The organism is Serratia oryzae (assembly GCF_001976145.1).
GTDB classification, from domain to species: domain Bacteria; phylum Pseudomonadota; class Gammaproteobacteria; order Enterobacterales; family Enterobacteriaceae; genus Chania; species Chania oryzae.
This window is the reverse complement of sequence record NZ_MOXD01000007.1, coordinates 57271-80588: the sequence shown is the minus strand read 5'-3', so window position 1 is coordinate 80588 and position 23318 is coordinate 57271. Positions and strand designations below refer to the sequence as shown.

At 55.9% G+C, this 23318-nt stretch carries 18 protein-coding genes; 2 read left to right on the top strand and 16 right to left on the bottom strand.

Translation table 11 applies throughout. From position 1 onward, the window contains the following. Positions 1 to 46 precede the first annotated feature (46 nt). On the top strand, positions 47 to 1300 hold the full coding sequence (csiE, locus tag BMI79_RS13950) for a stationary phase inducible protein CsiE (RefSeq protein ID WP_076942745.1): 1254 nt from the start codon (positions 47 to 49) through the stop codon (positions 1298 to 1300). Here the strand turns inward: csiE and BMI79_RS13945 are convergent. Then, a complete protein-coding gene (locus tag BMI79_RS13945; RefSeq protein ID WP_076942744.1) occupies positions 1297 to 2439 on the bottom strand; it encodes a 3-phenylpropionate MFS transporter in 1143 nt (380 codons plus the stop codon). The genes csiE and BMI79_RS13945 overlap by 4 nt on opposite strands. A 341-nt stretch (positions 2440 to 2780) precedes the next feature. After that, positions 2781 to 4034, bottom strand: a complete 1254-nt coding sequence (gene glyA, locus BMI79_RS13940; RefSeq protein ID WP_076942743.1) for a serine hydroxymethyltransferase — start codon at positions 4032 to 4034, stop codon at positions 2781 to 2783. Between the two features lie 305 nt (positions 4035 to 4339). On the opposite strand from glyA, the gene hmpA reads away from it, so the two are divergent. Then, positions 4340 to 5530: an NO-inducible flavohemoprotein gene (gene hmpA / locus BMI79_RS13935; RefSeq protein ID WP_076942742.1), complete on the top strand. Its 1191-nt coding sequence runs from the start codon at positions 4340 to 4342 to the stop codon at positions 5528 to 5530. Positions 5531 to 5570: 40 nt separating this feature from the next. On the opposite strand, the gene BMI79_RS13930 is transcribed toward hmpA, so the two are convergent. The 14 genes from BMI79_RS13930 to BMI79_RS13865 form a co-directional block, all read right to left on the bottom strand. Continuing rightward, positions 5571 to 6755, bottom strand: a complete 1185-nt coding sequence (locus BMI79_RS13930; RefSeq protein WP_076942741.1) for a cytochrome c — start codon at positions 6753 to 6755, stop codon at positions 5571 to 5573. Further along, positions 6752 to 8659 carry an NAD(P)/FAD-dependent oxidoreductase gene (locus BMI79_RS13925; protein WP_076942740.1) on the bottom strand — a complete coding sequence of 636 codons (1908 nt, stop codon included), beginning with the start codon at positions 8657 to 8659 and terminating at the stop codon, positions 6752 to 6754. The genes BMI79_RS13930 and BMI79_RS13925 overlap by 4 nt, the downstream gene beginning before the upstream one ends. Before the next feature lie 324 nt (positions 8660 to 8983). Continuing rightward, positions 8984 to 10408: an aminobutyraldehyde dehydrogenase gene (gene patD / locus BMI79_RS13920; RefSeq protein ID WP_076942739.1), complete on the bottom strand. Its 1425-nt coding sequence runs from the start codon at positions 10406 to 10408 to the stop codon at positions 8984 to 8986. Between the two features lie 38 nt (positions 10409 to 10446). Then, positions 10447 to 11253 (bottom strand): ABC transporter permease, encoded by an 807-nt coding sequence (locus BMI79_RS13915; RefSeq protein ID WP_037395389.1) that lies wholly within the window; start codon positions 11251 to 11253, stop codon positions 10447 to 10449. Continuing rightward, on the bottom strand, positions 11243 to 12187 hold the full coding sequence (locus tag BMI79_RS13910) for an ABC transporter permease (RefSeq protein WP_076942738.1): 945 nt from the start codon (positions 12185 to 12187) through the stop codon (positions 11243 to 11245). Before BMI79_RS13910 ends, BMI79_RS13915 begins: the two co-directional genes overlap by 11 nt. A gap of 1 nt (position 12188) precedes the next feature. Further along, a complete protein-coding gene (locus BMI79_RS13905; RefSeq protein ID WP_076942737.1) occupies positions 12189 to 13217 on the bottom strand; it encodes an ABC transporter ATP-binding protein in 1029 nt (342 codons plus the stop codon). 90 nt (positions 13218 to 13307) lie between these two features. After that, entirely contained in the window at positions 13308 to 14453 is a 1146-nt protein-coding gene (ydcS, locus tag BMI79_RS13900; RefSeq protein WP_076942736.1) for a putative ABC transporter substrate-binding protein YdcS, read from the bottom strand. 56 nt (positions 14454 to 14509) lie between these two features. Next, positions 14510 to 15973, bottom strand: coding sequence for a gamma-aminobutyraldehyde dehydrogenase (locus BMI79_RS13895; protein WP_076942735.1), 1464 nt, complete (start codon positions 15971 to 15973; stop codon positions 14510 to 14512). A 113-nt stretch (positions 15974 to 16086) separates the two neighbouring features. Continuing rightward, entirely contained in the window at positions 16087 to 17010 is a 924-nt protein-coding gene (locus BMI79_RS13890) for a LysR substrate-binding domain-containing protein (protein WP_076942734.1), read from the bottom strand. A 281-nt stretch (positions 17011 to 17291) separates the two neighbouring features. After that, positions 17292 to 17630 (bottom strand): nitrogen regulatory protein P-II, encoded by a 339-nt coding sequence (gene glnB, locus BMI79_RS13885; protein WP_004847623.1) that lies wholly within the window; start codon positions 17628 to 17630, stop codon positions 17292 to 17294. A gap of 13 nt (positions 17631 to 17643) precedes the next feature. Beyond that, positions 17644 to 19266 (bottom strand): NAD+ synthase, encoded by a 1623-nt coding sequence (locus BMI79_RS13880; RefSeq protein ID WP_076942733.1) that lies wholly within the window; start codon positions 19264 to 19266, stop codon positions 17644 to 17646. Between the two features lie 121 nt (positions 19267 to 19387). Next, positions 19388 to 20725: a two-component system response regulator GlrR gene (gene glrR / locus BMI79_RS13875; protein ID WP_076942732.1), complete on the bottom strand. Its 1338-nt coding sequence runs from the start codon at positions 20723 to 20725 to the stop codon at positions 19388 to 19390. Then, positions 20722 to 21606 (bottom strand): two-component system QseEF-associated lipoprotein QseG, encoded by an 885-nt coding sequence (gene qseG / locus BMI79_RS13870; protein ID WP_076942731.1) that lies wholly within the window; start codon positions 21604 to 21606, stop codon positions 20722 to 20724. Before qseG ends, glrR begins: the two co-directional genes overlap by 4 nt. A gap of 3 nt (positions 21607 to 21609) precedes the next feature. Beyond that, positions 21610 to 23046 (bottom strand): sensor histidine kinase, encoded by a 1437-nt coding sequence (locus BMI79_RS13865; RefSeq protein ID WP_076942730.1) that lies wholly within the window; start codon positions 23044 to 23046, stop codon positions 21610 to 21612. Positions 23047 to 23318: the final 272 nt, after the last annotated feature.

Sequence of the window (23318 nt, the reverse complement as noted above, 5' to 3'; positions counted from 1 at the left end):
TTGCTATGCTTAAGCAGAATTTAAACATAACCTTCCAGAAGGTGATATGAGCCTAGACACTTCTTCTGTGCCTGAGCTCTCCGGTCAACAACGGCGCTGCCATCTGCTACTGATGTTGTATACGCCGCTGCCCACAGTGCAACTGGAGACTATCAGCCGAATCAATGGCGTCGACCTCCCCACTGCCCGGCAAGATATAGCCGAGGTTGCCAGTGAAATCCAGCGTTTCTACCACCTGGAAATCTGCGGCAATGCCGCTGATGGCTACCAGATTCTGGGAACTACGCTCAACCAGCGTCTTTGCCTGCTGCACTGGCTACGGCGTGCCTTGCGTTGCAGCCCGGAATTTGTCGAACAGCATTTTGGCCCGCAACTGTGGCAAGCCGTGTTGCTGCCCCCCCAGCAAATGCCCGAGCTGGAAGGGTGCATTAACCAGTGTGAACAATGGCTTAACCGTTGTTTCGAACAGCGCGATCGGCAACTGTTGCAACATTATCTGTGCTATTGCGCTTGGGATAGCCAGCACCAGCATCACCCCCATTTCGATGCGGTTCAGCATCAATGGTTACAGTGCAAACCGGAGCAACCTGCCGCCACCGAGCTGCATCAAGCGCTGAGCCGGTTGTTCAGCCACCCCGTAAATACGTGCGAGTGCGATTTTCTGGTACTGACGCTGATCATGCTGAAAAAACACAGCTATGAAAGCAGCGACTCAGCGGAAGATCGACGTCTGCTGGCCGCCATTGAGCACATGGTGGAACGATTTCAGCACATCTCTGGCATGAACTTCAGCAGCAGGGAAGAACTCATTAGCCAACTGTTCGCCCACTTGGCTCCGGCTATAGAACGCTGTCGTTTTGCTATTGGTATCGACAATCTGCTACTGGAAGAGGTGGTACGCAAATATCCGCGTTTGATGCGTACTACACAGCAAGCCTTAGCCCCGCTGGAACAGGAGTATGACATTCGATTTTCACGGGAAGAGGCTGGATTGGTCGCTATCAGCTTTGGCGCCTGGCTGATGCAGGGGAATGCGCTGCAGGAAAAGCAACTCCTGCTGCTGACGCAAAACGATCCGCAGTTAGAAGAGGATGTAGAATATCAGCTCCGCGAACTGACGCTGTTGCCGCTTAATATCAAGTATCTGCCGTTGGCAGATTACCTGCACTCTGGCGCGCCACCGGGGATCCCTTTAGTGATCAGCCCCTATGCAGTGGAAGATCGGGGGCTGGTGCAGATCGCCCTGCCGTTGACTCGCCAGCAGCGCAAAGCGCTGCGTGCGCTGCTGGAAAAGCCTTAGCGACTGCTGGCAGCCGGTGGGCGGATAAACAACGCGGGCACTACCACTGCCGCCATCACCCAGAATACCCCGCCCTGTAAGTGCTCAAACAGGAAGCCAGCCAACACGGTCATGATCGCGATTCCACCGCCCATCGCCAAGCTAGAGTAAACCGCCTGCAAGCGGATCACTTCTGCCCCCTGGCGTGCCGCGATAAAACGCATCGCCGCCAGATGGCAAACGGTGAAGGTACCGCAATGCAGCACCTGCATCAGCAACAAGCCACCGAGTTCAGTGCTAGAGGCCATCAGGCCCCAGCGCAGCAGGCCACACAGCGCCGAAAGCAGCAGCAGGTTACGCGCATTCCAGCGGCGGAACAGGAAATTGCTGCTGGCAAAGATAATCACTTCGGCCACCACGCCCAGCGACCACAGGTAGCCAATGGTCGCCGCAGAGTACCCCGCCTCTTGCCAATAGATAGAAGCAAAGCTGTAGTAAGCAGCATGAGCCCCCTGCAGCAGAGTGACGCACAGCAGAAAGCGCCATACCGGCCCTTCAGTGAGCAGTTCACGCCAGGAACGAGCCGCGTCACTCTGCACACGAGCGTCCCCCTGCGGCATCACGCTGGGCCTCAGCAGCATCCCCAGCAGCATCGCCAACAGGCTGAACAGCAAACTGTACAAAATCGCGTTATGGCCCCAGACGGAAACCAGCTTGCCGGTCAACGCCGAACCGATCACAAAGGCCAGCGATCCCCATAGCCGCACTCGGCCATAATCCAGCGCGATCTGCCGCTGCCAGGTGGCGGCCAACGCATCGGTCAAGGGGACCAGCGGGGAGAAAAACAGGTTGAAACCGGCAATCACCAACATCAGCCAGGCCCAGCCGTTACCAAAGCAGAAGCCAATGGCGCATGCCAACGTCAACAAGGCTAAAAGACGCAATGCGGTGACTAAATGGGAAGGATCCTTGACGCGCGGCGCAATCAGCAGGCTACCCAGGAAACGCGCCACCAGCCCGGCCCCCAGCAAGATGCCGATAGTTTCCGGCGGGATACCTTCGCCGTTTAGCCAAACACTCCAGAACGGAAGAAAAATGCCATAAGCAAAAAAGTAGGTGAAATAGCTGAGAGCGAGCCAACGCGTTGATTGCAGAACCATGTTCCCTCCGGGATGAGGGCAATACTTTGACAGAGCTCACACACTGTAGCAATCCTCATTCACACTCAAAGGGTTAGAGTGCAAAGGAGTTCACAATTTACCTGTAATAAGCGTAAAAAATCCGCCACAGCGCAATGCCGATCAGTTAAGGCTAACCGGTTCCCTCTCCCTCGGGGAGAGGGTTAGGGTGAGGGGAAGATCACTAAACTAAAGCCCCTCACCCCGGCCCTCTCCCACAGGGAGGCCACACCTTCAGCACCTGCTGCATAATTATGCCGTTTTGCGCTTAAGTGAACGGCATTGCCGCCGCAGCGGGTTTCTTGGTAGGCAGCTCAGCGTAATTACGCGTAAACCGGCAGACGCGCACAGATATCGAGCACTTTCTTCTTGGTGCGTTCGATAGTAGCTTCGTCGTTGATGTTATCCAGCACGTCACAGATCCAGCCAGACAGCTCACGCACATCGGCTTCCTGGAAGCCGCGACGGGTTACTGCAGGAGTACCGATACGAATACCGGAAGTCACAAACGGGCTCTTCGGATCGTTTGGCACACTGTTTTTGTTAACGGTGATATTGGCACGGCCCAGAGCGGCATCGGCTTCTTTACCGGTCAGGTTTTTGTCCACCAGATCCAGCAGGAACAGGTGGTTATGCGTACCGCCGGAAACCACTTTGTAGCCACGCGCCAGGAATACTTCTACCATCGCTTTAGCGTTACTCGCCACTTTCTGCTGGTACACCTTGAATTCAGGCTCCATCGCTTCTTTCAGCGCTACCGCTTTACCGGCGATCACATGCATCAGCGGGCCGCCCTGGCCACCCGGGAATACGGCAGAGTTCAGCTTCTTGTAAAACTCCTCATCACCGCCCTTCGCCAGGATCAGGCCGCCACGTGGGCCCGCCAGGGTTTTATGGGTCGTGGTGGTCACAACATGCGCGTGAGGAACCGGGTTAGGATAGACATCGGCCGCGATCAGGCCAGCCACGTGCGCCATATCGACGAACAGGTAAGCACCGATGCTGTCGGCGATTTCACGCATTTTTGCCCAATCAACAACGCCGGAGAACGCCGAGAAGCCGCCGATGATCATTTTTGGTTTGTGCTTCTGCGCCTGTTTTGCCAGATCGTCATAGTCGATCTGACCGCTTTCGTCGATGCCGTAAGGCACCACGTTATACAGTTTGCCGGACAGGTTGACCGGTGAGCCGTGGGTCAGGTGGCCGCCATGTGCCAGGTTCATCCCCAGAATGGTGTCGCCCGGCTGCAGCAGTGCGGTATAAACCGCAAAGTTGGCCTGAGAGCCAGAGTGCGGCTGAACGTTGGCGTAATCTGCGCCGAACAGCGCTTTGGCACGATCGATCGCCAGTTGCTCAACGATATCCACGTATTCGCAACCGCCGTAATAACGCTTGCCCGGATAGCCTTCTGCGTATTTGTTGGTCAGTTGAGACCCCTGAGCCTGCATCACGCGCGGGCTGGTGTAGTTCTCAGACGCAATCAGTTCAATATGCTCTTCCTGACGCACCACTTCCTGCTCCATGGCTGCCCACAGTTCGGCATCATAATCAGCAATGTTCATTTCACGCTTTAACATCCGGCATCTCCTGACTTAAATCACCAAATAACTACCCGTTTGGGTTCTGGGCAACAGTGTAAACTGTTTCCCCCTGCCGAGGATAGGTCTTGACAGAGGTTTTTACGCAAACGATTGGCTTTAGGCAGCGCAAGGCTTTGAGCTACTCAATGCCCCTTTATTGGCAACGGACTTTTACTCATGGTAATTGTGCGGTTTGTTCATGTTCGATAAAACGCCAATCAACGCGGGTATTTACAAGCCCGGTTGAAATCAATAACATTCATTTTAAATGCAACATTAAAATCACCCTAAGGAGCGCTTCCATGCTGGATAGCCAAACCATCGCCACCGTAAAATCCACTATTCCTTTGCTCGTCGCCACCGGCCCGAAACTCACCGCCCACTTCTACGATCGCATGTTTGCCCATCACCCCGAATTGAAAGATATTTTCAATATGAGCAATCAGCGCAACGGCGATCAGCGTCAGGCGTTGTTTGATGCCATCTGCGCCTACGCCAGCAACCTGGAAAATCTGGCGGCACTGCTGCCAGCGGTGGAGCGCATCGCGCAGAAACATGCCAGCTTCAACATCCAGCCGGATCAGTATCAGATTGTCGGCAGCCATCTGTTGGCCACGTTGGACGAAATGCTCAGCCCAGGCCAGGAAGTGCTGGACGCCTGGGGCAAAGCCTATGGTGTGTTAGCGAACGTTTTTATCCAGCGTGAAGACCAGATCTACCAAGAAAGTGAAAAGAACCACGGCGGCTGGCGCGATCTGCGTGCGTTCCGCATCGTTAAAAAACAGCCAGAAAGCGAGGTGATTTGCAGCTTCACGTTGGCACCGGTAGACGGTGGCAAAGTGGCTGATTTCAAACCGGGCCAGTATCTGGCGGTGTATATCAACGATGCCAGCCTGGAGCATCAGGAAATACGCCAATATTCGCTGACTGCTGCGCCGAACGGTGAATATTACCGTATCGCGGTAAAACGTGAGGATCAGGGCGCGGTTTCCAACTTCCTGCATCAGCAGGCCAAAGAAGGTGACGTGATCCATGTCGCGCCGCCACACGGTGATTTCTTCCTGGAGGTTGAGCCCACCACACCGGTGACGCTGATTTCTGCTGGCGTTGGCCAAACACCGATGTTGGGTATGCTCAATAGCCTGTACGCTAAGCAGCATCAGGGCGAGATTCATTGGCTGCATGCTGCAGAGAACGGCGCAGTTCACGCCTTTGCTAGCGAAGTGGCAGCGATCGCCGAGCGCATGCCAAACCTGAGCCGTCATGTCTGGTATCGCGAACCTGGCGCTGACGATGTGGCAGGCCGTGACTACCACAGCCGCGGCTTGATGGATCTCAGCCCGTTGCATAGCACATTGAATCATCCGCAGATGCATTACTATTTCTGTGGCCCGGTGCCGTTTATGCAGTTTGTTGCCCAGCAGTTGCTGGCAATGGGCGTCGCAGCCGAACGCATCCACTACGAATGCTTTGGCCCACATAAAGTGCTGTAAACAGAGTGTCAGGGTGCGGTATCAACCGCACCCTGCGGTTTTACTGTGCTTTCAACGCACGTGCCGCCTTCACCTGATCGGCAGTGACTGGCGCAGCCTGATTGCCCCAACTGCCGCGCAAGTAACTCATCAACTCCGCAGCATCCGCATCGGTCAACGTCCAGCCATAGCCTGGCATAATCACGGTAGTGGCCTGTTGAGTAATTGGGGTATGCGCACCTTCCAGTACCACGCGCAGCGCAGTCAACGGATTCTCTGCCGTCACCGTCGAGTTGCCAGCCAAAGCAGGAATCACGCGATCGCTGCCCTGCCCTGAGTCGCCGTGGCAGGTAACGCAATAGGTAGCATAGGTCTGCCTGCCCGCTTCCAGCGTGCTGATAGCGGCAGACGGCACATTAGCTGTTTTCGGCGTTGTCACCGCCAAACTATGCAGGTAAAGCGCAATACTGCTCAGATCGGCATCGCTGAGATACTGGGTACTGTGCGTCACCACGTCGCTCATCGGCCCAGCCACCGCCGCATGCTGGCTGCGCCCGGTTTTCAGCAGGGAGACCACCTCATCCTGCTTCATTCCACGTAGGCTCGGTGCATACCAACCGTCCAGCTCCGCCCCGCTCAAAAACTCTGGCGTTTTGCTGTCCAGCCCTTTTTCCTGCATGGCCCAGCCGCGCGGCGTATGGCAACTGCCGCAATGGCCTAGCCCCTGCACCAGATAGGCTCCACGATTCCACTCGGCGCTTTGCTTGCTATCTGCCTGATAGGGTTGATCCTCATGGAACAGGCTGTTCCATACCGCCAACGGCCAGCGCATAGAGAGCGGCCAACTGATATCGCTTTCTCGGTTGGCTACGGGCTGCGCCGTAACCTCATGCATCAGGTAGTCATACAGTGCACGCATATCCTCTGCGCTCATTTTGGCGTAAGAGGTGTAAGGCATTGCCGGATACAATCGGTGGCCATCTTTGGCAATGCCTTGGCGCATCGCGCGGTCGAACTCTGCAAAGCTATAGGCCCCAATGCCATGCACCGCATCGGGCGTGATGTTGGTGGCATAGATATCCCCTAGAGGAGTGGGGAACTTCATCCCGCCAGCCAAGGGTTTGCCAGCTGGCAGGGTATGGCAGGCGGTGCAGTCGCCTGCCTTGGCAACGTATTCCCCCGCAGACATGGCCTGCGCCGAACCTGCGGCCAGCAACAACATCAGATACAGCGGGCGCAGACTCATGCTCCCTCCTTAGCAGCAACCTTGCCATAGGCCAGTTCATTCACTGCACGCCAGGCCTGATCGATGGCCGAATTGGCATACGGGCTCCAGTCGGAGTCTGAATTGGCAATCACGATCTTGCCGATCGGCTGCCGTGCCGTTTCAATAATTTTTTTCGCTTCGTCTTCATCATCAAACATGCCATTGAGGAAGTACGAATAACCATGTGACCAGCGGTTAACGGTGATCGCCTGAATATCACGCTGATGGTCAAACCCGGCAGCACCCAGCATGCCCTGCAGTTGTTCACGGATCATCTGTTCATGGACCTCAAAAGGGGTTCCCAACAGCAAGGCTCGCCCTTTACGCGATTGCTCACGCGGGCTGAGGCCGCTGCCCGCCAAAGTAGGAACATACACCATGTGCAGGCCAATCGGCTGATTCGGATCGCGCGGATGCTGATAGCCCCCCATACTCACCGGATAGTCCAACTTGACGCGGCTATAAGGCGCGGTGGGGGAATAGACCTCATGCACACCCAGCTTAATAAACGGCTGCCAGTTACGGATCACCACGTTGCTGTACACCAAGGGGGATTTCACGTTCTGCTTCAGCGCTTCCTGCTGCGCCTGCGGCATTTCCGGTACCAGATAAGGGATCATCATATTGTAGCCGGCCATCACCACCTGCCCGGCACGCACCTTGGAAACATTCACCCCGTTGATGTAAGACACCTCCACCTTATCACCCACGTTAGCCACATGCAGCCCTGTGCTGCTCAAGCGCAGCTTCACCGGCGATTCAGGACGATCGAGCTGGCTGTAATCAAACTGCGCCATCACGATATCGTTCATATCGTTACCCGGAGCAACAGCCGGGATCAGATGGCGCACCATCAGGCGTGCCAGCGAGGCATTGCCGTCTGGGAAATGGAACACGTAAGGATCGTCGAGATCCGCCTGTGACTCTTCATCCAGCGGCGGCAGATTCATGCCGTTCAGGCCCGGCAAGTCGCAAATCCGCGCGTCGCTGCAGGAGGTGGCGTCAATACCTACCGCCTGGAAATCATTGGTAGCTTGCTGGAAATAGCGGATGGCCATTTCACTCAGCCCCACTTTCTCACGCAGGAACTGGCTGTAGCTGTGTTTATCCAGCCAGTCGACCTTTTCTTCCTGGCTCATCCCCGGCAAATAATCTTTGTTGACGGTGTGCAGCGCAATCAACGCCTGCCGATCGCTTTCCGGTAACGGGAAATCCCCAATAAACGCTTCATAGGAACGGCCATTGAGGCGATCACGCGGGATATCATCTGCTACCACCCGGCCCGGATCGCCACTCACCACTTTGTCGACGCCAAAGTTTTTGCGATCAAAGTAAACGCCACGGCTCAGATTCAGATCCGGGTAGAAGGTTTTATCGAACGCCTTTTCCAGATTATCGATGCTGACGCCCAGTTTCTGCAGCAGCCCCAGCGCCACCGGGCTGAAGTTGGAGCGCGGTGACTGCAGCGACTCACTGCCACCGTACCCCAGGATCATGCCGTTTTCACTGCTGAACTCATTGCGCTTGGCGTGCCCACCAAAGTCATCATGGTTATCAAGCAGCAAAATGCGCTGTTGCCGCCCTTTCATCTGCTGCCAGAAACAGGCGGCAGCCAGGCCGCTGATGCCTGCACCGACCACCACCAGATCGAACTCCTCTTCAACGGGTGCCGAACCAAAATCAAACGCTTTGCCATCACGGCCCAACTGATGGGCGTATTCAAATGAACCGGGATGGTTACCCCGCAGGCCCGTGATGGCGGGCGGATAATAGAGGGTTTTGTTGGCGGTTTGCGGCGATGCTCGCAGAATTTGCATCGGCGTTAACCCGGCGGCGATGCTAATCGCCACCCCATTGAGAAAATCACGACGAGTGATAGCCATTCATGACATCCTTCATTTTTTATCAGCCTGAAAAGCGCGTTATTTTGCAGAGAAAATCCAATGTATACCCTAAATCATCCGAGTAACGCAGCGACAAATCGGTCAAAGACCGATTTGAAAAGCGCTTGCGCTGGCTCGTAGAGTGAGCCTCAACAATGAAGCTCATAATCCCCAGGAGCTTACATCAGTAAGTGACTGGGGTGGGTGACAAATCTGCCGGGAGCAGATTTGAACGCTGCTTGCAGCGGCCCCACAGGGGCGAGGCCCACGGATGGGCCGAGTAACAAAGCCAACGCACCTGCAATTTGAAATATGACGGGTATATCAATGCTTAAACATCACATGGCGGATAACGGTGTAATCCTCCAGCCCATACATCGACATATCTTTGCCGTAGCCAGACAGCTTCTGCCCCCCGTGCGGCATTTCACTGACCAGCATAAAGTGCGTGTTCACCCAGGTGCAACCATACTGCAGGCGCGCACTCAGACGATGTGCGCGGCCAACGTCGCGCGTCCACAGCGAAGAGGCCAAGCCATAGTTTGAATCATTTGCCCAGGCCAATACCTGCGCTTCATCATCAAACGGCGTGACCGTTACCACCGGGCCGAAAACTTCGCGTTGCACAATTTCATCTTCCTGGCGCGCACCGGCCAGCAGCGTCGGCTGGAAATAAAACCCTGGGCCATTCACCTTCTCGCCGCCGGTCACCACCTGCACATGCGGCAAGGCTTTGGCCCGCTCAACAAAGCCAACCACCCGTTCCAGATGCTGTACGGTGATCAACGGCCCCAGTTCGGTGCTGCTGTCTTCCGGCGGCCCAATTTTCAGGCTGGTTACCGCGGCGCCCAAGGCTTGCACCAGGCGTGGATAAATGCCTTTCTGCGCATAAATACGGCAGGCGGCGGTGCAATCCTGCCCGGCATTGTAAAAACCAAAGGTGCGAATCCCTTCCACCACCTGATCCAGATCGGCATCATCAAACACCAACACCGGAGCTTTTCCGCCCAGTTCCATATGCGTGCGCTTAATGCCTGGCGCGGTGTGGGCAATAATATGTTCGCCGGTCGCGATAGAGCCGGTAAGCGAGACCATACGTACCTTGCTGTGCCCCGTCAGCACATCACCGACGCTGGCCCCACGGCCAAACAACACGTTCAGCACCCCCGGCGGAAAAATACCTGCCGCCAATTCTGCCAGTTTGAAGGTGGTTAACGGGGTCTGCTCGGAAGGCTTGATGACCACACAGTTGCCCGCCGCCAGCGCCGGTGCCAGCTTCCAGGCGGCCATCATCAGTGGATAGTTCCAAGGGGCGATCGAAGCCACCACGCCCAACGGGTCGCGGCGGATCATCGAGGTATGCCCGGCCAGATACTCACCGGCGGCCAACCCGCTCAGGCAACGGCTGGCACCGGCAAAGAAGCGGAACACATCGGCCACCGCAGGCAGCTCATCATTCAGCACACAGTGATAGGGTTTGCCGCAGTTGAGAGACTCCAACTCGGCGAAGGCCGCTGCGTGCTCGTCAATCACATCAGCCAGTTTCAGCAGATGTTCGGACCGCTCTTTCGGCGTGGTTTGCCCCCAGGTAGCGAACGCGGCATCGGCCGCCAATACGGCCTGATCCACCTGCTGTGCACTGGCCTCTGCCACCTGCACAATCACCTCTCCCGTCGCCGGGTTCACTACCGGCAGCGTCTCCCCTTGGCCCGCAATCAGTTGGCCATTAATCAGCAGTTGGCTTTGCATAAGGTTTTCCTTTAAAAAAATGGACGTAAGAGTTCAAGCTACTTGCCGCTACCCGCAACGCTTTCCCCACCTTTAGTCAGGTAGTAAGCCCCCAGAATCGGGATCATGGTCAGCACCATCACCGACAGCGCCACCACGTTGGTGATCGGCACATCGCGCGGCCGCCCTAGCTGGTTCAGCAACCACAGCGGCAGCGTGCGCTCATGTCCGGCGGTAAAGGTGGTCACAATGATTTCATCGAATGACAGGGCGAACGCCAGCATGCCCCCCGCCAGCAGCGCCGAGCCGAGATTAGGCAGGATCACATAGCGGAAGGTTTGCCAACCATCGGCACCCAGATCCATCGATGCTTCGATCAAACTGTGGGAAGTCCGGCGGAAGCGGGCGATCACGTTGTTGAAGACGATCACCACGCAGAATGTGGCGTGGCCGATCACAATGGTCATGATCCCCGGTTCGATATTCAGCGCCTTGAAGGCCGCCAGCAGCGCGATGCCGGTGACAATCCCTGGCAAGGCGATCGGCAACAGCAGCAACAAGGAAATACTCTGTTTACCGAAGAAATCACGGCGGTACAGCGCTGCGGCCGCCAACGTGCCCAACACCAGCGCAATGGCGGTCGCCAGGCTGGCAATCTGCACCGAAAGCAGCACCGCATCGATAATATCCTGCCGCCCGGCGGCCACGCTGAACCAGCGCAGCGTCAGGCCCTGCGGCGGGAAGCTGAATGCCGCTTCTTCGGTATTGAAGGCGTAGATGGCGATAATCGCCAGCGGGAAGTGCAGGAAGATCAGGCCGCCCCAGGCGGCCAACTTCAGCCCTAATGGCGCGCGTTCAGAGTGCATCGAAAGCCCCCAAGCGTTTGACAATGGAAAGATAAATCGCAATCAGCACGATCGGCACCAGAGTAAAGGCCGCCGCCATCGGCATATTGCCGATCGCCCCTTGCTGGGCGTACACCATGCTGCCGATAAAATAGCCCGGCGGCCCCACCAGCTGGGGCACGATAAAATCCCCCAGCGTCAGCGAGAAGGTGAAAATCGAACCGGCGGCAATCCCCGGCACCGCCAGCGGCAAGATCACATAACGAAACGTCTGCGCCGGGCGTGCGCCGAGATCTGCAGAGGCGTGCAGCAGTGAAGGGGGTAAGCGTTCTAAGGCGGCTTGGATCGGCAGGATCATGAACGGCAGCCAGATATAGACAAACACCAGAAAACGCCCCAGGCCGGAGGTGGACAGCGTATTCCCCCCCACGCCGGGAATGCTCAGGATCCCCGCCAACAAAGGCTCCAACCCCATATGTTGCAGGAACCACTGCGCCACGCCATCTTTAGCCAGCAACAGCGTCCAGGCATAGGCTTTGACGATATAGCTGGCCCACATCGGCATCATCACGGCGATATAAAAGAACGCCTTAACTTTGCCGCTGGTATAGCGCGCCATGTAATAAGCAATCGGGAACGCCAGTACCGCACTGGCCAGCGACACCAGCACCGCCATGGTGAGCGTGCGTACGATGATGTCGTAGTTGGCGGGGTTAAACAGCGCGCGCAGGTTGGCAAAGGTCAGATCCGGCGTCTCCGTCATGGTGAAGTCATCAAAGGTGTAGAACCCCTGCCACAGCAGCGTCAGCAATGACCCCAGATAGACTGCACCAAACCACAATAACGGCGGCACCAGCAACAACAGCAGATACAGCGTCGGCTTGCGGTACAGGTAGGTGGAAAGTGCGCGGATTTTACCACTCGATGAAACCGGATTCTCGATGCTCATCTCCATCTCACCTCTCCTCCAGCAGCGGCACCATGGCCTCACGCGCCCAGCAGGCGGTCACCGGCTGGCCGATCAGGCGCTGCTGTTCAGCCGCCTGCCACTGCGGGTTAGCCTGGCTGACCAGCAATTTCTCCCCGCTGCTCAGGGCGACTTCGTAACGGGTAGCCGCTCCCTGATAATGGATATCCTGCAACGTGCCCTGTACCTGAATTTCCCCCTGCGCAGCCGCGCTGTGATCCAGCAGGCGAATGTGTTCCGGGCGAATTGAGAAGGTGGCGCTCTGCCCCAATAAGCGCTGCGCCAGATCGCTGCGCACCACATTGGAGGTGCCAACAAACTCGGCGACAAATGGCGTTCTTGGCCGCATATACAGCTCACGCGGTGAGTCCACTTGTTCAATGCGGCCATTGTTGAATACCGCGACACGATCCGACATCGACAACGCTTCGCTCTGATCGTGAGTGACAAAAATAAAGGTGATACCCAACTGGCGTTGCAGCTTTTTCAGCTCCCCTTGCATCTGCTCACGCAGCTTCAAGTCCAGGGCGCCCAAAGGTTCATCCAGCAGCAACACACGTGGGCGATTGACCAGCGCACGCGCCAGTGCCACACGCTGGCGTTGGCCGCCGGAAAGATGTGCGGGCTTACGTTCGGCGGCAAACCCCAGCGCCACGCTTTCCAGCGCCTGCTGTGCCCGCGCCAGCCGTTCACGTTTAGCAACGCCTTTTACCATCAGCCCATAGGCGACGTTTTCCAACACGGACATATGTGGGAACAGTGCGTAATCCTGAAATACGGTATTCACATCGCGCTGGTATGGCGGCAGATTGGCGGCCTCTTGCCCATGAATGCGAATCGAACCAGAACTGAGTTGCTCAAAACCGGCGATCAAACGCAGGCAGGTGGTTTTGCCCGAACCGGAAGGCCCGAGCATGGAAAAAAACTCTCCATCCCGAATGTCGACAGAAACCCGATCAACGGCACGAACATCGCCGAAAATACGCGAAACATCGATAAACTGTACGGCAATGCTCATGATATGCGCTCCACGTTGCTTTCCACTCACCCCAACCCTCTCCCACAGGGAGAGGGGGCCGTTAGGCGATCGGAATAAGTAAGCTGATATTTATCTGCCGCCCATAATGGCGATATAGTCCTGCGTCCAACGGCTGTATGGCACAAATTTGCCGCCTTCTGACTGTGGTGTTTTCCAGAAAGCGATCTTGTCGAACTGGTTAAAGCCGTTGGTTTCACAGCCTTTATCACCGAGCAGAGCGCTAGCTTTACAGCCTGCCGGCACCGCAGGTAACGAACCAAACCAGGCGGCAACATCCCCTTGCACTTTCGGCTCCAGCGACCAGTTCATCCACTGATAGGCGCAACTTGGGTGCTTAGCTTCAGCGTGCAGCATGGTGGTATCCGCCCAGCCGGTCACCCCCTCTTTCGGGAAAACGGTGGCAATCGGCTGGCCTTCACCTTTCAGGGCATTAGCCTGATACGGCCAGGCACCGGAGGCAACGACCCCTTCGTTCTTGAAATCGCTCATCTGTACCGAGGTATCGTGCCAATAACGGTGGATCAGCGCGTGCTGGCTGCGTAACAGCGTGAGTACCGCCTGATACTGTTCTTCGTTCAATTGGTAGGGATCGGTGATGCCCAGTTGCGGCTGGGTCGCCTTCAGGAACAGCGCCGCATCGGCGATATAAATTGGGCCATCGTAAGCCTGTACCCGGCCCTGGTTGGTTTTGCCATCCGGCAGATTTTGCTGCTGGAAGACGACCGCCCAACTGTCTGGCGGCGTCGGGAAGGTTTTGCTGTTATACATCAGCACGTTTGGCCCCCACTGATAAGGCGTACCATAGGTTTTACCCGCTACCGTATACCACGGGCCGTTCAGTAGGCGTGGATCGACGTTTTTCCAGTTGGGGATCAAAGTGGTATCAATTGGCTGCACGCGTTTGCCGAAGATCAGGCGCAATGACGCATCGCCGGAGGCGGTCACCAGGTCATAACCGCCCTTAGCCATCAGGCTAACCATCTCATCGGAGGTGGCGGCGGTTTTCACGTTCACCTCACAGCCGGTTTGTTTCTCAAATTGGGTCACCCAATCGTAATTTTTATCCGACTGACCACGTTCGATATAACCAGGCCAGGCAATGATATCCAGCCGCCCTTCACCTTTGCCAAGCGGCTTATCGGCGGCCTGCGCCATGCCGCAAAGAACAGTGATACAGAGTGCGGAAACTGTGGTGACTGCGGTTGTTTTTCCCATCGTAATTACCCCTGTGTTGCGTATCGAAAAGTGGCTGATTTTTGCCAGGTGTGTGGCTAGAAGGTGGATTTAAATTTCGCCATCACATGCCTGACAACGCTGTAATCCTGTAATGAATCACTGGAAAGATCCTTACCGTAGCCGGAGCGTTTCAGGCCGCCGTGCGGCATTTCACTCGCCAAGGTAAAGTGGGTGTTGATCCAGGTGCTGCCGTATTGCAGATGCGCGGCGATGTGCAGCGCGCGATCGATGTTCTGCGTCCAGACCGAAGAGGCCAGCCCGTATTCAGAATCATTCGCCCAGCTCACGGCCTGTTCCAGCGTATCGAAGCGCGTAACGCTGACCACCGGGCCAAACACTTCACGTTGGACGATCTCGTCGCTTTGCAGGCAGCCTGCCAGCAAGGTGGGCTGGTAGTAGAAACCCGGGCCGGAATGGGCCGCCGCACCGGTAATCAGTTCGATATGCGGCTGGCTGAGGGCGCGTTCGACAAAGCTGGCCACGCGATCGCGCTGGCGGCTGCTGATCAACGGTCCAATCTCATTGTCTTCATCGCGCTTGCGGGCGAAACGCAGGCTAGCGACCGCTTCACCCAAGGCATCGACCAGCTTCTGGTAAATCCCCGCCTGCGCGTAGATCCGGCAAGCGGCGGTGCAATCTTGCCCGGCGTTGTAATAACCAAAAGTGCGGATGCTGCTGACTACCTCATCCAGATCGGCATCATCGCAGACGATCACCGGAGCTTTACCCCCCAACTCCAGATGAGTGCGTTTTACGCTTTTCACTGCCGCTTGCAGGATCTTCTGCCCGGTGACGATATCGCCGGTAACGGAAACCAGCCGCACCTGCGGATGATTCACCAGATGGCTGCCCACCCCTTCGCCGCCGCCATAAACAATATTCAGCACCCCTGGCGGCAGGATCTCCTGCAGCGCAGGCACCAGCGCCAATATCGTCAGCGGCGTATGTTCGGAAGGCTTGAATACCACGGTATTACCGGCAGCCAGCGCCGGAGCTATTTTCCAGGCGGCCATCATTAGCGGGTAATTCCAGGGGGCGATGGAAGCGACCACGCCAAGCGGATCGCGGCGAATCATTGAGGTGTGGCCGGCAATATATTCACCGGCCAACTGCCCCTGCTGGGTGCGCACGGCCCCGGCGAAGAAACGGAATACATCGATGGCCGCAGGCAGATCGTCGTTCAGCGCCTGATGGAAGGGTTTACCGCAGTTAAGCGCTTCGAGCCGTGCCAAACGTTCAGCTTGCTGTTCAATGGCATCGGCTATACGCAGCAGAATAGCCGCGCGAAAAGCGGGCGTAGTGCGTGACCAATGGGAAAAAGCCTGCTGTGCCGCAGCAACAGCGGCCCCTACCTGAACGGTAGAAGCCTCGGCAAGAGTAACCAGCGTTTCGCCGTTGGCAGGGTTAACGATCTGCTCATGATGGCCCTCGCCTTCTACCGAGTGGCCATTAATAAATTGCTGACAGGACAAACCTGAAACCTGATGCACATCTGCCATTGCGGATCGCCTTTTGTGACAAAAACGTTAATCAAGTGTGATTGTTTGGTTTTTATCAGACTAGGCGAGCGTACTGCGGACAACAAATTCTAAATACTGAAGGCAGCGTTCGATTAAATAGAATGCTTAAGGCCTGCCACATTCATCTTGCTGTTCTCACGCGCAATAGTGAGGAATGGCGTTACCAGCTCCGGCCGGGCGCTGCCACGCCGCCATGCCAGGCCGATATCCAACGGCTCCAGCAGATCCACCAGCTTGCGCGCTTCGATCATATTACCCTCCAGCGACCAAGCGCGGTAAGCCATATCCGGCAGAATGGCAATTCCCATCCCCGCGGCCACCAGGCTGCGCACCGCTTCGGTGGAAGCCGTCTTCATTGCTATTTCCGGCTTAAGGCCCACTCGTCCCCAAATCCGCCGGGCATGCACATCCATTTCGTCCACGTTAAGCTGGATCAGCGGCTGTTTAGCCACATCGGCTAAACCGATACTGTCGTGCTCCAGTAACGGGTGCAACGGTGGCAGCCACAGGCGATACGGCGAATGCATCAGCACTTCAGTTTGCAATGCATCGCGATCTTCAATGTTTGACAGGATCAATACCCCAATATCTATCTCACCGCTCACCAGTAAATGTTCGATATACGGCCGTTCATCCTCAATCACCTGGATCGTTACGTTGGGATAAGCCGATTTGAAGCGCTTGAGCAGTTCCACCAGAAAATAACCGGCTACCAGGCTGGTGACGCCGATGGTCAGCTTGCCGTTCAGGCTTTCGGTGCCCAGTTGCAGGCTGCGCTTGGCGTTATCGACGGTGGCGAGGATCAGATAGGATTGGCGCAAAAACTGATGGCCTTGGTGAGTCAGGTTCATCCCTTTGGCATGGCGCTCGAACAACCGGACGCCAATCTCGGTTTCCAACTGCTGGATCGCCAAGGTTAGCGAAGACTGCGAGACAAACACCGCCTGTGCAGCAGCGGAGATCGAGCCGGTTTCTGCCACGGCAATAAAGTGGCGGATTTGGCGTAACGTCATCATGGCAAACCACCTCGGTCAAAACGGTTGTTTTGAGTGTAGGTGCTTACCAGTCAGCTATCGGGAAAAGTGTGCGAAATGCGATAGCGTTCGCTTTTTTAGAATGGGATTGAAGTTCACGCTGAAAGTGAGCGGTAGCCAGACACCACTCTGAAATTTGGGGCGTAGCGAGCGCATCCAGATTGAATGCGGCCAGCGCGCAGTGCCCCGGAGTGTACACGCAGTACACGAGGAGGCCGCGCACTGCCCAAGTTCAAACTGGAAGTGCTCGGTAGCCAGACATCTTAAATCGCTTCTTCGTCTTGCTCGCCGGTACGGATACGCACTACTCGCGCTACGTCGAAGACAAAGATTTTACCGTCGCCGATTTTACCGGTTTGTGCAGTCTGCATGATGGTTTCTACGCAGGTATCAACGATATCGTCAGCAACCACGATTTCGATTTTGACCTTCGGCAGGAAGTCGACCATGTATTCTGCACCACGGTACAGTTCGGTGTGGCCTTTCTGACGGCCAAAACCTTTCACTTCGGTCACGGTCATCCCGGTAATCCCAACTTCAGCCAGCGCTTCACGCACGTCATCCAGTTTGAACGGCTTGATAATAGCGTCGATTTTTTTCATCTTTATTCCTTAATTACCAATTTTTACGGCCAAAACCGGAGGTGATCGGGTAGCGGCGATCTTTACCAAAATTACGGGCGGTGATACGCGGCCCGACGGCGGCCTGGCGGCGCTTGTATTCGTTGATATCCACCAAACGGATCACCTTACGCACGATGGCCTCTTCGAAGCCTTCGGCCACCAGATCGGCGACGGACTTATCGCGTTCGACGTAGCCTTCGAGAATGGCATCCAGAATGTCATACGGCGGCAAACTGTCCTGATCGAGCTGATCCGGGGCAAGTTCAGCAGAAGGTGGACGATCGATCACCCGCTGCGGGATCACGTAAGAGACCGTATTGCGATACTCAGACAGCTTGAACACCAGCGTTTTCGGCACGTCTTTCAGCACGTCAAAGCCACCCGCCATATCACCATACAGCGTGGCATAGCCCACAGCCATCTCACTTTTGTTACCCGTGGTTAACACGATGCTGCGGCGTTTGTTAGACAGCGCCATCAGCACCACGCCACGGCAGCGTGCCTGCAGGTTCTCTTCGGTGGTGTCACGTTCGGTGCCAACAAACATTGGCGACAACTGGCCCATAAAGGCATCAAACATCGGCTCAATAGAGACGATGTCAAACTCAACGCCGAGAATTTCGGCTTCTTCTTTTGCATCGGCAATGCTGATATCCGCCGTGTAGCGGAATGGCATCATCAAGGCCTGCACCTTATCTTTACCCAATGCATCAACGGCAATCGCCAGCGTCAGCGCAGAGTCGATACCGCCGGATAGGCCCAGCACCGCACCTTTAAAACCGTTTTTGGTCACATAATCTCGCACCGCCAGCACCAGCGCTTCATACACCTGCGCCAACTGAGGCAGTTCTGCCGCCGGGGCAGTCATCGGCACCACTTGCAACTCATTGAACTCCAGCAGAGTGACCTGCTCAGCAAACGCTGCCAGGCGATGCGTCATATTGCCCGCGGCATCAAACACTTTTGAGCAGCCATCAAAAATCAGCTCATCCTGCCCGCCGATCTGGTTGAGATACACCAACGGCAGGTTCGTGCGCTGGCAGTGCCCTGCCATCAGGGTTTTACGGATATAAGGCTTTTCACGGTTATACGGCGAAGCATTGATCGACAGCAGAATTTCCGCCCCTGCCGCTTTGGCCGCATCCACCGGCTCCGGGAACCACAGATCTTCGCAAATCAGCAGACCCAGGCGGTAACCTTTCAGATCCACCACGCAGCTTTTATCCCCGGCATGGAAGTAACGTTTTTCGTCGAACACACCGTAGTTTGGCAACTGCTGCTTGAAATAACGCGCCTGTAATTGCCCCGCGGAAAACAGCGACAGCGAGTTATACAGCTTGCCGTCTTCACGCCAGGGGTGCCCCACCAGGATCGCCACATCGGCCGATGCCTGCTGCAGGCGGTTAAGCTGGGTATCGCAGCGCTGGTAGAAATCGTCACGGTACAACAGGTCTTCCGGCGGATACCCCGACAGTGCCAGTTCGGTGAACATGACCAGATCGGCTCCCGCCTTCTGCTGCTCTTGCACGGTTTGCAACATGCGTTCGCTGTTGCCTTCAATATCGCCCACCAGCAAATTCAACTGGGCCAACGCAATGGAAAGTGATCTGCTCATATCTCTCTAGTCTGCCATGCCACAACAAAAAACGGAGTTGATACCCATCATACTGCAAGTTGCAGGGGGTTCTTCCGGCTCGTTTGTTGAGAACCTGCACTAAGCAGGTTCAGGAAAAAAATCATTCTTTAAAATCGTTGGCGTCCAGTTCGTGGCGCGACAACAATTTATAGAATTCAGTACGGTTGCGGCCCGCCATACGCGCGGCCTGGGTGACGTTGCCCTTGGTGATTTGCAGCAGTTTACGTAAATAGTGTAATTCAAACTGGTTACGCGCTTCGACAAAGGTCGGCAGAGCGGTATTTTCCCCTTCCAGGGCCTGCTCAACCAACGCTTCGCTGATCACCGGAGCCGACGTCAGTGCCACACACTGCTCGATAACGTTCACCAATTGGCGCACGTTACCCGGCCAACTGGCGGTCATCAGGCGTTTCATCGCATCGGAGGAGAAACTGCGCACAAAAGGTTTGTGGCGCTGCGCCGACTCACGCAGCAGATGGTTAGCCAACAGCGGAATATCTTCTGCCCGCTCATTCAGCGCCGGGATCTTCAGGTTTACGACGTTCAGGCGGTAGTAGAGATCTTCGCGGAACTCGTTTTTCGCCATCGCTTTCGGCAGATCGCGGTGGGTAGCGGAGATGATGCGCACGTCGATGTCCAGATCGCGGTTACTGCCCAGTGGGCGCACCTTGCGTTCCTGCAACACACGCAGCAATTTCACCTGGAGCGAAAGCGGCATATCGCCAATCTCGTCCAGGAACAGCGTGCCGCCAGCGGCAGCCTGGAATAACCCCTCACGGCTGCTCACCGCACCGGTGAAGGCGCCTTTGGCATGCCCAAACAGTTCGGACTCCAGCAGTTGCTCTGGCAATGCGCCACAGTTGATGGCTATAAAGGCTTTTTTCGCCCGCGGGCTGGCACCATGAATCGCCTGCGCCAACACTTCCTTGCCGGTACCACTCTGGCCGTTAATTAGCACGCTGACATCTGACTGTGCCACCATCTTGGCCTGCTCCAGCAGACGCAGCATGATTGGGCTGCGGGTGACAAAGTCTTCACGCCAGCTTTCATCGCCCGCCGGTATCGACAGCGATAGCGCATCATCAATCGCTTTATACAGTGCATCGCGATCGACCGGCTTGGTCAGGAAGCTGAATACCCCTTGCTGGGTTGCGGCAACCGCATCGGGGATCGAACCATGAGCGGTAAGAATGATCACCGGCATTCCCGGCTGATATTTCTGGATTTCAGCGAACAACGCCATGCCGTCCATTTCATCCATCCGCAAATCGCTGATGACCAGGTCGATCTTTTCACGCGCCAGCAGGCGCAGAGCCTCCTGGCCGCTGGCGGCAGTAATGACGTGAAAACCTTCGCTGGTCAGACGCATCCCCAGCAGCTTGAGCAAGCTGGGATCGTCGTCAACCAACAGAAGATTGGCCGGTTTGCGAGCTGTCATTGCGCTTTAGGCTCCTTATGAGCGGGTGGCGGTACGTCGGTGTCTTCCGGTTCAACTGGCACAGCGGTGCCTTTTTCTGGCGCAGGAGCAGATTCAGGCTCAGCTTCTTTGGCTTTGGCTGGCGCTGTTCCTTTGCCAGCAGCATCCGCTTTTGGCTGCACAGTGCTGCTTTCAGGGATTTCACCCTGCATTTGCTTACGCGAAGAAAGCTGACGTTCGATATCGGTCAGATTTTCCAGCTTGCGCGACGTCTCCTGCAGTTGGCTCTGCAAATGCGCCTGACTCTGGCGCAGCATGTCGATCTGGCTGTCTGAGCTTTCCTGCAGGCTCTGATAGCGGGCCCGTTCGTCAAACAGTGAGACCTGCAAGACCTGCTGCTCACGCCACAGCTGTAGCAAAGGGCGCAATGAGCTTGGGAATTCAAGACGATAGCTATTCAGACGATCGATGATCTGACGGCGTTCTGCCGAGGTCGGTTCGGCACTGCCCAACAGAATACTTTGCTTGAAAACGCCTTGCCAGTTGCTGCCTGGCAACGTTTTCGCCAATGCCCGGGCCTGAGTGGAACCAATACGATCGGCACAGTCCATCACTCGCAGCCAGTAAAGAGGGTTTTCCAACACCTCTTTTTCATCAAGCGGTAACAGGGTTTCACAAGGTGCAATGCGGTAGTCCACCACTTTGGTGTCTGGAATGGACTCCTGTTGCTGCTGAGTCAAACCACTGCTGACGGCGCGCTCGGCACACCCGGTCAGCAGAAACGGGGCCAAAAGGATCGGGCCCAGGAAAGAAAGAGAGCGCTTGCCGAGCGGTGCACGTTGAGAAACACGTGGTGAACCTTCGGTCTGCGGTAAACTGGCGCGTTTAGACCATGTGTACATTATTTATTCATTCTCGGCGGTTAATGGCAATTCAATTCGGAAACAGACATCAGCGTCAGCAACGTTGACCAGTTTCAATTCTCCGCGCATACGGCGAATACAATCCTGAGCGATGCTCAGCCCCAGCCCGCTTCCTTTTACCGCCCCTTTTCGCTGGTGACTACCTTGGAAAAAAGGCTCAAAAATCATGGCATGTTCCGTTTCGGGGATTGGCGTACCGCTATTGGCGACGTCAATCTGCACCCGTTGCCCAACCTGGCGGCTGCGGATCCAAATGTTACCGGATTCCTCGCCGTAGTGCACCGCATTGGAGTAGAGATTATCCAGGACACGCATTAATAGCGTAGGCTGTGCCCAGCAGATCTCAGCCTCAAGCTTCACTTCGGTGCGAATCATTTTGGCTCGCGCTGGCAAACTGTGGGCAGCAACGACCATGTCGACCAGTTCTTCCAGCTCAACATTCTCATGCTCTGATGGGCCATCGGCCAGTTTGCGGTTGTAATCCAGCAATTGTTCTATCAGTTGCTGCAGGTGGCGGCTGCTTTGATTAAGGATCGCCACCACCTCTTTTTGATCGGGTGTCAGCGGGCCGGCGACCTCATCTGCCAGCAATTCGGTCCCTTCCCGCATACTGGCAAGCGGGGTTTTCAACTCATGGGAAATGTGGCGCAAAAACTCGTGCCGCTGCGATTCCAACCACGCCAGGCGTTCACTCAGCCAGATAATACGTTGCGCTAGCGAACGCAGTTCGCGCGGGCCTTTGAAGGATGCCGTCATACCAATCGGGCGCCCTTCTCCCAGGCGATTAATCATACGCTCGACCGCCTTGACCGGCCCGATAATCATGCGGGTAAATAGCACCACCAGTATCACGCTGACCAGAAACAGCAGCAGCGCCTGCCAGCCGAAAAACTGACCGCGTTCTGCGATCGCCTGTTGCAACTGTTGGCCACGGGAGAAGATAACGCTTCGGGTCGCCTGAACCATTTCTGCGTTGGAACGCGAAAACGACTCCAGCAGCAGTGAAGAGTCTTTATCCGGGCCACTGCTTTGGCATTTAATCGTGGCAAGCTGAGTGAGCAAGCCGCGCAATGTCTGGTAATAACGCTCGTCCGGCAGGATTGGTGCATGGGAATCGAGCATTTGGGAATATTGCTTGCGCTGATTCTGGTATAACCGCTCCAGCGTAGGATCGACCAGAACACAGTACTGGCGATAGCTGCGCTCCATCTCTAACGCCATGCTGGTCATGGCCTCACTGCGTCTGGCATCCACCAGCGTGGTACGGTTGATATCTGCCGCCTGCGCGCTGAGATGATCCAGGCTTTGATAGGCCTGGTAAGCCAGTACCAGCAAGGGTAACAGCACCAACAGAAACGCCATCAGCACCAACTGACGCAGCGAGCGCGGGAATAAACGCCATCTTTTCAAAGAAATCATCTCATTATCTCTAGTCTACCTTGATGCTAACTGACTCAGCGGAGAGAAAAAAGCCCGGTAAAGGATAATCCGCGATCTGGCACGCAAAGAGGGGCATTGAACGCAGCAGAAAGCCTTTCACAAGAGGATATGCGGCGCATAAGCCGAAGGAAAAGAGTTGGGGAAGTTTTGCCAAGCGGATATTGCGTTGCTGTTATGACAGGGTGCACAAAGTATGATGGCAGCATGAATGCGGTTTCTGACATTGACGCTGGGGCAAAATGCCCCATCGC